This is a genomic window from Paratractidigestivibacter sp., from assembly GCF_052362415.1.
In the GTDB taxonomy this organism is placed as follows: domain Bacteria; phylum Actinomycetota; class Coriobacteriia; order Coriobacteriales; family Atopobiaceae; genus Paratractidigestivibacter.
This window is the reverse complement of sequence record NZ_DAWEMK010000062.1, coordinates 1-10,045: the sequence shown is the minus strand read 5'-3', so window position 1 is coordinate 10,045 and position 10,045 is coordinate 1. Positions and strand designations below refer to the sequence as shown.

General features: G+C 61.6%; 19 protein-coding genes. 18 read left to right on the top strand and 1 reads right to left on the bottom strand.

Annotated features, from left to right (window positions below; all coding sequences use genetic code 11):
- The first annotated feature begins 98 nt into the window (after positions 1–98).
- The 15 genes from ACT84W_RS07075 (at position 99) to ACT84W_RS07005 (ending at position 8,121) form a co-directional block, all read left to right on the top strand.
- Entirely contained in the window at positions 99–1,325 is a 1,227-nt protein-coding gene (locus ACT84W_RS07075) for a hypothetical protein (RefSeq protein ID WP_444328698.1), read from the top strand.
- Between the two features lie 12 nt (positions 1,326–1,337).
- On the top strand, positions 1,338–1,556 hold the full coding sequence (locus ACT84W_RS07070; RefSeq protein WP_040649713.1) for a hypothetical protein: 219 nt from the start codon (positions 1,338–1,340) through the stop codon (positions 1,554–1,556).
- A complete protein-coding gene (locus ACT84W_RS07065; RefSeq protein WP_238043177.1) occupies positions 1,550–1,813 on the top strand; it encodes a hypothetical protein in 264 nt (87 codons plus the stop codon). The genes ACT84W_RS07070 and ACT84W_RS07065 overlap by 7 nt, the downstream gene beginning before the upstream one ends.
- Positions 1,814–1,826: 13 nt before the next feature.
- Positions 1,827–2,225, top strand: coding sequence for a hypothetical protein (locus tag ACT84W_RS07060; RefSeq protein ID WP_008981408.1), 399 nt, complete (start codon positions 1,827–1,829; stop codon positions 2,223–2,225).
- Positions 2,226–2,245: 20 nt separating this feature from the next.
- Positions 2,246–2,374, top strand: a complete 129-nt coding sequence (locus ACT84W_RS07055) for a hypothetical protein (RefSeq protein WP_443850193.1) — start codon at positions 2,246–2,248, stop codon at positions 2,372–2,374.
- Between the two features lie 171 nt (positions 2,375–2,545).
- Entirely contained in the window at positions 2,546–3,769 is a 1,224-nt protein-coding gene (locus ACT84W_RS07050; RefSeq protein ID WP_444328697.1) for a reverse transcriptase domain-containing protein, read from the top strand.
- Positions 3,678–5,387: a DUF6273 domain-containing protein gene (locus ACT84W_RS07045; protein WP_444328696.1), complete on the top strand. Its 1,710-nt coding sequence runs from the start codon at positions 3,678–3,680 to the stop codon at positions 5,385–5,387. The genes ACT84W_RS07050 and ACT84W_RS07045 overlap by 92 nt, the downstream gene beginning before the upstream one ends.
- Positions 5,384–5,557: a hypothetical protein gene (locus ACT84W_RS07040; RefSeq protein ID WP_444328695.1), complete on the top strand. Its 174-nt coding sequence runs from the start codon at positions 5,384–5,386 to the stop codon at positions 5,555–5,557. The genes ACT84W_RS07045 and ACT84W_RS07040 overlap by 4 nt, the downstream gene beginning before the upstream one ends.
- Positions 5,554–5,718 carry a hypothetical protein gene (locus ACT84W_RS07035; RefSeq protein WP_444328694.1) on the top strand — a complete coding sequence of 55 codons (165 nt, stop codon included), beginning with the start codon at positions 5,554–5,556 and terminating at the stop codon, positions 5,716–5,718. The genes ACT84W_RS07040 and ACT84W_RS07035 overlap by 4 nt, the downstream gene beginning before the upstream one ends.
- 56 nt (positions 5,719–5,774) lie before the next feature.
- Complete coding sequence (locus ACT84W_RS07030; RefSeq protein ID WP_269129520.1) at positions 5,775–5,906, top strand: hypothetical protein; 132 nt, start codon at positions 5,775–5,777, stop codon at positions 5,904–5,906.
- A gap of 58 nt (positions 5,907–5,964) precedes the next feature.
- Positions 5,965–6,330: a hypothetical protein gene (locus ACT84W_RS07025; protein ID WP_444328693.1), complete on the top strand. Its 366-nt coding sequence runs from the start codon at positions 5,965–5,967 to the stop codon at positions 6,328–6,330.
- 13 nt (positions 6,331–6,343) lie between these two features.
- Entirely contained in the window at positions 6,344–6,652 is a 309-nt protein-coding gene (locus tag ACT84W_RS07020; RefSeq protein ID WP_444328692.1) for a hypothetical protein, read from the top strand.
- Entirely contained in the window at positions 6,649–6,807 is a 159-nt protein-coding gene (locus ACT84W_RS07015) for a hypothetical protein (RefSeq protein WP_444328691.1), read from the top strand. Before ACT84W_RS07020 ends, ACT84W_RS07015 begins: the two co-directional genes overlap by 4 nt.
- Positions 6,770–6,964 carry a phage holin, LLH family gene (locus ACT84W_RS07010; RefSeq protein WP_444328699.1) on the top strand — a complete coding sequence of 65 codons (195 nt, stop codon included), beginning with the start codon at positions 6,770–6,772 and terminating at the stop codon, positions 6,962–6,964. The genes ACT84W_RS07015 and ACT84W_RS07010 overlap by 38 nt, the downstream gene beginning before the upstream one ends.
- A gap of 152 nt (positions 6,965–7,116) precedes the next feature.
- Entirely contained in the window at positions 7,117–8,121 is a 1,005-nt protein-coding gene (locus tag ACT84W_RS07005) for an N-acetylmuramoyl-L-alanine amidase (protein WP_444328690.1), read from the top strand.
- 66 nt (positions 8,122–8,187) lie between these two features.
- Here the strand turns inward: ACT84W_RS07005 and ACT84W_RS07000 are convergent, their stop codons facing one another.
- A complete protein-coding gene (locus tag ACT84W_RS07000) occupies positions 8,188–8,691 on the bottom strand; it encodes a DUF4236 domain-containing protein (RefSeq protein ID WP_444328689.1) in 504 nt (167 codons plus the stop codon).
- Between the two features lie 125 nt (positions 8,692–8,816).
- Here ACT84W_RS07000 and ACT84W_RS06995 point away from each other — a divergent pair, with 125 nt between their 5' ends.
- From ACT84W_RS06995 to ACT84W_RS06985, 3 genes are all read left to right on the top strand, one after another.
- Positions 8,817–9,053, top strand: coding sequence for a helix-turn-helix domain-containing protein (locus ACT84W_RS06995; RefSeq protein ID WP_195385821.1), 237 nt, complete (start codon positions 8,817–8,819; stop codon positions 9,051–9,053).
- 380 nt (positions 9,054–9,433) lie between these two features.
- Positions 9,434–9,697 (top strand): helix-turn-helix domain-containing protein, encoded by a 264-nt coding sequence (locus ACT84W_RS06990; RefSeq protein ID WP_008981396.1) that lies wholly within the window; start codon positions 9,434–9,436, stop codon positions 9,695–9,697.
- Positions 9,698–9,755: 58 nt separating this feature from the next.
- The coding region (locus tag ACT84W_RS06985) for a helix-turn-helix domain-containing protein (RefSeq protein ID WP_444328688.1) at positions 9,756–10,045 on the top strand (290 nt) is incomplete at its 3' end.

Sequence of the window (10,045 nt, the reverse complement as noted above, 5' to 3'; positions counted from 1 at the left end):
TCATCGGGGAGGTCGACTACCTCGACGACAACACCGTGCGCCTGACCTTCTGCGCAGCCTTTTCCGGGACTGCATACTTCAACTAAGGAGGTAAACCCGTGAAATTCCTGACAAGCATTGATCTCTCACAGAACGAGCTCCAAAACGCCATCATGCAGCCGCTCGCTGCACCTCCGGCCAACCCGAAGATCGGCCAGATCTATTTCAACAGCATCGACCTGACGCTGTACCTGTGGACAGGTGAGAAATGGATCCCTGTGCCGACTAAGCTCTCGCAGCTCGAGAACGACAGCGGCTTTATCACCTCCGGCGACATCCCCGAGGGCGCAGCAGCGTCCACGACTACGCCGAAGATGAACGGCACCGCCGCCGTCGGCACTGAGATGGCGTTCGCACGCGGCGACCACGTCCACCCAAAGGACACCAGCAAGCTGAACACGGACGGCGACGGCTCCAACGTGACCGTCGCCTTCGAGGCAGCGACCAAGCGTGAGGCACCCACCTCCGGCGAGAAGCTGAGCGTCCTGCTCGGCAAGGTGCTGAAGTTCTTCAGCGACCTCAAGACCGTGGCCTTCTCTGGCAGCTATAAGGATCTGAGCGACAAGCCGACGATCCCGTCCGCTGCCGCTGACGTCGGCGCGATCCCCGCAACGGAAAAGGGCGCAGCCGGCGGCGTGGCCGAGCTGGACAGCGGCGGCAAGGTGCCGGCCAACCAGCTCCCGAGCTATGTGGACGACGTCGTCGACGCCTACATCCGCACCGGCGCCACGGCCCTCGGTGCCGACTGGCTGAGTAAAACCTCCGGCGGCGCGGCCCTGACGCCTGAGTCCGACAAGATCTACGTCATCCTGAGCGAAGGCGAGTACCAGAACAAGACGTACCGCTGGAGCGGGACGACCTACGCCGTCATCGGCAACGACCTCGCCCTCGGCGAGACTGTGAGCACCGCCTACCGCGGCGACCGCGGCAAGACGGCATACGACCACAGCCAGAGCGCCCACGCTCCCGCCGACGCCGAGAAGAACGTCCAGAGCGACTGGAACGAGACAGACGGCAATAGTGACGCCTTCATCAAGAACAAGCCCGCGATCCCGAAGGCCGTCACCAAGACCGTCCAGACCCTCAGCGACGCGGCGAGTAAGAGCTTCACCGTCACCGGCTACATCCTCAGCGTGATCCTGATCGACAGCGTCACCAAGGAGCAGGTCATCGGCGACGTCTCTTTCGAGAACGCCACGGCCTCGGCCAACGGCAAAGTCACGGTCACGCTCGCGGCCGCGCCCTCCAACCCGATTCTCGTCATCATCACAAGCATCGCACTGTAAGGAGGCCGGCCTATGAAACACTACGGAGCAGTCGACGACCCGAAGGACATCACGACGAAGGAGTATGTCGACGCGGCTGACAACGCTCTGAAGGTGAAGGTCGACGCCCTGTGGGACTTCGTTTGCACGGACATCACGAGCAACCCCTTCCAGATCACATTCGACGATCTGGAGGGGCTGACCGTGAGATCCGGCATCTGGAACACAGGGCAGCGGAGGCTCGAGTGCTGATGGGAAACTGCTACAACTACACCCCGATCCCACCAGCCGAAGCCTCCTGCATCATCGCGCACCTGTTCGTCGAGCTGGCCCTGCCCTGCTCCTGCTGCAAGCGGGAGGACGGCGTCATCGTCATTCAGGGCAAGACCTACGACGGCAGCAGCGCCCGCGTCACAATCAAAGGCGAGGAGGTGAGATACTACGGCAAGCAACGGACACTCGCGGCCATACGAGCGGGCCAATGTAGGCCGCCCGCCCTTCGGCCGTGACAAACTGCCCGAGATGCAGGTCATCACGGACGCCAAGGAGCTCGAGAAACACACCTACATCAAGACCAGAAACCCGGCCGTATTTCCAAAGAAGGAGCGGCTCGGTCTGGCGCAAAGGATGATGAACGAGGCCAGCGACCTCGTCGCCGATCTGATGGAGGCCAACGATCTGCTCCTGACGGATCCCGAGGAGCGTGAGCTCAGGTATCGCGCGCAGCGGTCGGCGCTTCGCAACTGCCGAAAGCTGATCCACCACATCGAGCTCGCGCACGAGATCCTCAGCGGCTTCAGTGATGACGCCTTTGCATACTGGGCGAAGATGGCGGCCGGCGTAAAGAACCAGACCGCCAAATGGTACAAAACGGATAAAGAGAGGGCCGCCAAGCTGGACGCGCAGAAGCGTCACCAGTGAGGCGGCCCTCGGGGTATGCCTTGTTTTTTCGTGCCGGCTCGGCCAACAACGCCCGCAACGTCAACTCCGATGGCACGCTGAACAGGAACAACGCCTACAACGGCAACAACGGCCTGCGCCCCGCTTCGATGGATCGCCCGACTTATTAACCGCCCGGAGACGGGAGGCGAACACTGTGCCCCATCATCCAAGGAAGGCATATCCCTCCCGCAGCCGCGGCCGTCTGACCGGCCCGGTCATGGGTAAACACAAGACCACCGATGCTCCCGGCGGCGCACGCAAAGCGTGGCCGGAGCTATACACGGCGGGGAGACTTTTCAATGGAGAATATCGTAAACAGCACCATCGCGCTCTACAAAGCATACCGCAAAACCCGCTGCGGAAAGCGCGACAACCCGACCGCCATGCGCTACCGCATGGAGGCCATCGAGCGCACCGTCGCCCTCTCTGAGAGGCTCCAGCGGCGCGACTATTCCTTCGGGCCCTACTACCCCTTCAAGGTGTACGAGCCCAAGGAGCGGCTCGTCCTCGCCATCGACTTCGAGGGCAAAGTCGTCCAGCACTCGCTCTGCGACAACGTCCTCGAGCCGGCGTTCTCCCGGCGCTTCATCCGGGACAACTACGCCGGCCAGATCGGCAAAGGCACCCACGACGGCCTCGACCGTCTGGCTGCGGCTATGCGCCACTATTTCTTCAGCCGAAAGGCAGCAGACGAAGCAGCCCGCAAGGCTGCCGGCCTGCCGCCCCGGCCGATGAACGAGTGGGACTACGCCGACGGCTGGGTACTGAAGGGCGATTTTTCAAAGTTCTTTTACACCCTGCTCCATTCCTACTGTTACGAAACGGCCCGCCGGGCCCTGAAGTGGCTGAAGGATCCCGAGCTGATCGACTTCGCTGAGTGGCTGCTGTGGCTCATAATCGACAGCACGCCAGACCACGGCATCCCGATCGGCAACCAGTCGAGCCAACTGCTCGCGCTGCTCTATCTGGACGCCTTCGACCACTGGCTGAGGGATGACCGCGGCCTCGTATATGGCAGGTACATGGACGACTTCTACATCATCCACAGCGACAAGCTGCTGCTCCGGCAGATACTCAAGGAGATCGAGGCGTACATCAAGCCGCTCGGCCTTCGGCTGAACGGCAAGACGCAGATCCTCCCGTTGAAGAACGGCATCGACTTCCTCGGTTTTCACACCTACCTCACGCAGACCGGCAAGGTCGTGAGAAAAGTGCGAGCCAAGAGCATCGACAACATGAAGCGCAAGATCCGCAAGTTCCGCGGGCTGGTGGACTCCGGCAAGATGACACTCGACAGCGTCGTGCAATCCTACGCGAGCTGGACGGGCCACATCTCACACGGCAACACCTACCACCTGCGGCAGAACATGGACGCCTATTTCTTCAGCTATTTCCCGGAGCTCAAACCATCACCGAAAGGAGACACAACTCATGGCCCAAAAACTGAGCAACCTCGCAAACAAGTCGAAGGTCAAGTTCGGCAGCCTGTACGGCAGCCCGATCGTCTGGATCGTGGCCGATAAGAACCACGCAGGCTACCCCTCCAACAGCGTCACGCTCGTGACCAACCAGATCATCAAGATGCTGTGCTTCGACGCAACAGAACCGAGTAACGGCAACAGCGACCGCCGCGGCTACGGCAACAACCGCTACATCTACTCGAACCTGCGCCAGTGGCTCAACAGCCCCGCGGCTGCCGGCCAGTGGTACACCGCACAGCACTCCGCAGACCAGACGCCGGACTCCTCCCACGTCTGGAACGGCGTCAACCCGTACAGTGGCCTCGCCGGTTTTCTGAACGCCTTCACCGCCAACGAGCGGGCGGCTCTGCTGAACACCACCATCACGGTCGGCAAGAGCTCCACAGACGGCGGCGGGACGGAGACCTGCACGGACAAGATCTTCCCCCTGTCCTGCACTGAGGTCGGCCTGAGCGGCGACCACGTCTGCGGCAGCAAGCTGGCGATCTTCAGCGACAACAACAGCCGCATCGCCACCGTGACGGCCTCCTGCGTCGCCAATTCCAACTATTCCAGCAACCCGGGCTCTGGTGCCGCGTGGTACTACTGGCTGCGTGACGCCTATGCCGGCTCGGCCCGCGGCGCCCGCTACGTCGACTCCGGTGGCGCGCTGTACTGGAACTACGCCTGCTACGGCCGCTACGGCCTGCGCCCCGCTTGTAATCTGTCCTCTGATCTCCTGATCTCCGACTCCGTCGACTCGGATGGATGCTATACAGTGATCTACAATCAGGCGCCCACAGCGCCGTCGTCCATCACTGTCCCGAGCGAAGTGCTCGGCGGCGAGAACCTGAGCATCTCGTGGGCGGCCTCCACCGACCCCGACGGCAACCTCTCCGGCTACGTTCTGGAGCGTAAGGTCGGGAGCGGCACATGGGCGCAGATCTACAAGGGATCCTCGCGCAGCTACACCGACGCCATCACCTACGGATGGACGAGCGTGCAGTACCGCGTCAAGGCATACGACGCCGCCGGCGCGGAGAGTGCGTACACCACCAGCGTCACCCGCACCGTCACCAATAACCGACCGCCCGTCATCAGCGGCACGGATGGCGCCCTCGGCAGCTTCAGCACGGCGGCCCCGTCCTACGAGTACACCGTCACCGACGCCGACGGCCATCAGGTCGACGTCGTGGAGATGCTGGACGGCGTCACGCTGCGCAGCTACACCGTGACCCTCGGCCATACCAACACGCTGACGATCGGCTCCGAGGCGTGGCTGAAGGTCGTGAACGGCAGCCACACCCTGAAGATCGTGGCGACCGACGCCAAGGACGCCAGCGTCACCCGCACGCTGACCTTCACCAAGGCCGTCACGTCCGTCGAGTTCGAGCAGACCCTCGCTATGGAGGCCGACGCCATGCCGACCAAGGCCCTCGTCAACATTCAGGGCAATTTCCCGGCCGGCTGCACGCTTCAGGTCTGGATCTGCAACAACGGCAACGACGCGAGCCCGACGTGGGAGGACATCACGCAGAAGGCCCGCACCGGCCAGAAGCACTATTTCACCAACCAGACCAAGACGGCCGCGGCGTGGGGCGTCAAGGTCAAGGCCAAGCTGCTCCGCGGCTCCGCTACGGAGACCTGCTACATCCAGTCGATCGGAGGTAACTTTGCATGATTAAGCACAGAGCTGACAGCATCAAAGAGCTGAACGACAAACAGGCCGCAGAGGCCGAGAAGGACAAGACCATCGCCGAACAGGCTGACACCATCGAGCTGCTGAAGGGCTGCATCATGGAGCTGGCCGACGTGGTCTATGGCGACGGAGAGGAGGACACCACAGCATGAGCAAGATCGTCGAGCTGTACGTCAAGGAGCTGACCCGCGAAGGCTCCACCATGACCATCAACGACGTCCCGAAGAAACTGCGCAAGCAGGTCGAGGACGCCATCGCTGCCCTCGAGGCAGCCGCAAACGCCGGCACCGCGAAGGAAGGGGCGACCGAATGATCGCCCGGGCCCTCGCGTGGCTATTATTAAAAATTGCAGGAAAGGAGGAGCGTGAAATGCTGGTACGTCTTTTTGCAGGCGAGATCATCATGGGCCGCATCACCGAGGACGACGTCCCCGCGAAGCTGAAGGCCCGCGTGCACAAGTATCTCGTCGACATGGGCTACTTCGACGACGTCGAGGAGTAAGCCCAAACAACAAGGAGGGCCGCGTCCTGCGGCCCTCCGGCTTTTATGAGGCGACACAATGATCGAAATCAACATCGGCGCGCTCGTCGTCCTGCTGGGGATCCCGACGGCCGTGACCGGCTTCTGCTTCTGGATGCTCGAGCACAGGATCCAGAAGCGCGAGAAGCAAAAGGAGGCCGAGGAGGCCAAAAAACAGCAAGAGGCAGCGGCCCGAGAGCGTGCCCGTGAAGATCTCCAGATCATCACCATTCAGGGCACGTCGGCAGCCATCGCCCTCGGCGAGGCGACGGCCCGGGCCATGCAGCGCATCCCTGACGCGCATTGCAACGGGGATATGCACGCGGCCCTCGACTACGCTGCCAAAATCAAACACGCGCAGAAGGACTTCCTCACCAGTCAGGGGATCCACGCGATCATCGACTAAGGAGGTGAGCAGCATGGCCGCAAAGAAGCGCCGGCGCAAGCGTAAAAAGAAAATCGAGGTGAGCAAAAAGCTCGCATACTGGGCGGCCAGCGTGGCAACGCTCAGCGCAGCCAGCTCTCTGCTGCTCTCTGCCTTCGGGCGCGACCCGGTCGGTGAGCTGACCGGCACCATCTTCACCGCCTGCGTCGGCTATCTAATCACATACGCCGGCAAGAGCCTCGGCGAGAAAATCAGCCGAAACCGCCACGGGCTCGACGCCGACGGCAACCCGCTCCCGGATCCGTCCGGGAATACTCTCAACAATGAGGAGGCAAAAGGATGAACACCATCGACATCACCCCTATCGTCAACGCAGCCATCGCCCTGATCGGCGCCGGCGTGAGCGTTTTCCCTGATCCCGTGGCTCAAGAGCCAGACCACCGAGGCACAGCGCAAGGAGCTGACCGCGTGGGTAAAGATCGGCGTCGCTGCCGCTGAGCAGCTCTACAAGGGCGCCGGCCGCGGCGAGGAGAAGAAGCAGTACGTCATCGACTTCCTGAAGCAGAAGGGCTTCAAGGTCGACGAGGAGAGCGTCATCAACGCGATCGAGGCAGCAGTCAAGCAGCTCAACACCGAGGGCCTGACTATCGAATGACGGAGAGGGGCGGGCTCCGGCCCGCCCTTTTTCTTTTTGCAAAGGAGGCAAACCCATGAAAAACCAGAACACCGACGACATCAAGCTGAAGCCCGGCGAGACCGTCACCGACGAGACCCTCGACGAGCTGACCGGCGGGAAAGGAGACGACAATGAGTAACAGCTCTCTGGTGGTCTACACCAAGCTCAGCCCGAACCACTCGGGCAAGCGCACCAAGAAGATCGACACCATCACGATCCACTGTATGGCCGGCAACTGCTCCGTCGAGACCTGCGGCAACCTGTTCGCCAACTCTGCGCGGCAGGCATCCAGCAACTACGGCATCGGCACCGACGGCCGGATCGCTCTGTACGTCGACGAGGCAAACCGCTCGTGGTGCACCTCGTCCAACGCCAACGACCAGCGGGCCGTCACCATCGAAGTCGCCAACAACGGCGGCGCGCCTGACTGGCCCGTCTCCGCGAAGGCATACGCCGCGCTGCTGGATCTCGTGACCGACATCTGCAAGCGCAACGGCATCAAGCGCCTCGTCTGGTCAACCAGCAAAAACGACCGCGTGAACCACCTGAACGGCTGCAACATGACCGTGCACAGGGACTACGCGAATAAGAGCTGCCCGGGCGACTACCTCTACAACCGCCACGGCCAGATCGCGGCCGAGGTCAACAAGCGCCTCGGCATCACGGACGCAGGCGGCAGCACCGGCGACCAGACCTCCGGCAACACCGAGACCGGCCTGAAGGTCGGCGACGTGGTCGACTTCAAGGGCACGCAGCACTACACCAGCGCGGCGGCCAAGGACGCCAAGATCTGCAAGCCCGGCAAGGCCACCATCACGGCCGTCGCGGCCGGCAAGGCGCACCCGTACCACCTGAAGGCGGTCAGCGGCGGCGGCTCCACCGTTTACGGCTGGGTAAACGCTGCGGACATCTCGACCGGCAGCACAGGCACGGCCACGAGCTACCGCGTGCGGACGACGGCCAACGTGCTGAACATCCGCAAGGGCCCCGGCACCAACTACGGCGTCGCCGGCCAGATCAAGGGCAAGGGCATCTACACCATCGTCGCCGAAGCCGCAGGCCCCGGCGCGACCAAGTGGGGCAAGCTCAAGAGCGGCGCGGGCTGGATCTCTCTGGACTACGTCACGAAGCTCTAAAACCGCATAGAAAAGCAGAAGCCCGCCCGGAGATCCCGGGCGGGCTTTTTTCTGTTATGTGGGGCTTTACTCCTCGACGTCAGGATCCGGCGCTTCACCGGCAGCGGCAAGCTCGGCCTCTGTGGGCTGGAACCGCAGCACGCGGCCCTCGGAGTCGTAGAAACCGCCGAGCGCGATGGTGAAAATATCGACCAGCCAGCCGATCCCGCAGGCCCCGGCCGTCAGCAGCCAGATGACGCCTGTGCCGGTTTTCCCGACATAGAACCGATGGACACCGAAGAAGCCGAGGAAGATGCACAGCAGCAGCGCCACCGTCTTGCTTTTCGGCGACGTCGGCCGCTGCGCTGCGGGGATGCTGACCGCGCCCTGCTGCGCGCCGGACTTCCCGCCGGAGCTCGTCGTATATGACAGACCCGTCCCGGGGATCCCGACGGTCGTGTGGCTTTTCCCCGTCGTGCTGACCGTGTGCTTCAGGCCCTTCGGGCCGAAGCTGATGCTCGCGCTCTTTTTGTTCAGGTTTACCCGGACACCCGGGGCCACCTTAAAGCTGCGTCTAAACCTTGTACCCATGCTTTTCCCTCCTATGTGCGCTTTTTAGCGTTTAGTCATCTTTGGCATAATATTACCACGCCAAAACTGGTAAAGTCAATATTGCATAGTCATCTTTAGCATAAAGGGAGGCGAGGGCTGCGAAAATATACAAACCAGACGGCAGGTGCAACATCTCCGGGGAGAGAGTCAGGGAGGAGCGGCTGCGGGCAAACCTGTCACAGGAACAGCTCGCCTACAAGCTCCAGATCATTGGGCTGGACGTCACGCAGAAGGTCATCAGCCGGATCGAAAACGGCAGCAGAGTCGTCGCTGACTACGAGCTGGACTATCTGGCGACCGCTCTCGGCACCACCATCAACCACCTGCTCGGGAAAGAATGAGAAAACCGCACGGCAGCGACGCCGTGCGGTTTTTTTTGTGGAAAAACGCGGGAAAATGTTGAAAATCTGCCGAATTATGCTTGACATTATAGAGCAAATGCTCTATAATATAATCACAGGCAAGGGATAGCCGAGTACAGAAAGAAAGGAGAACAAAACCGCGGAAAGGAGGCAAAGCCGTGGATGCTGAGCAGATGAAAAAACTGCTCGAGCTGCTGGAACAGGCTCTAAAGTGTGAACAGGTTGCCACCATTACGATCACAATAAAGCCGAACCAAAAGCCCAAGCAGTAAGGTCGAAGGACGGCGGGAAAAATCCCGCCCGCCGTTCCTTTTCATTATAACCACGAAACCACGGCAAAGTCAAGCGGGAGGAACAACATGGACATCTCGATCAAAGTGACCTACAAAAGCGAGGGGCTGCAAAAGCTCCGCAAGGCTGCCGGCCTGTCTCAGTCTCAGCTCGCCGATCTGGCCGGGATCAAGGTGCAGGTGCTCCAGCAGTACGAGCGCGGCGCCCGGGACATCAACGGCGCGAAGCTGCCGACGCTGCTGAAGATCTGCAACGCGCTGGAGTGCAGGCTGGCTGACATTATCACAGACGAGGAGACGCTCGAGCTCCTGAAAAAGTACGAGGAACACTGACACACAGAAGGGGCGGCCCGCCGGCCGCCCCTTTTCTTTTATCACGGAGGGGAACACAATGGGACAGCACTGGAGCCATCTGACGCCGACCAAGCGCATCCAGCTCGACGCCTTCATCCGCGCAGGAATGAAGCCGACGGACATCGCCAAGGAGCTCGGCGTCCATCATACGACCATCTACCGGGAGCTAAAGCGGTGCACCTATGAGCACCTCAACAGCGACTACACCACCGAGACCAGATACAACCCCGAAGGCGCACAGGCCCGCTATGAGGCCAACCTCCGCGCCAAGGGGCCGGAGCTGAAGATCGGCAACGACTACGAGCTGGCCGACTACCTGATCGCCAA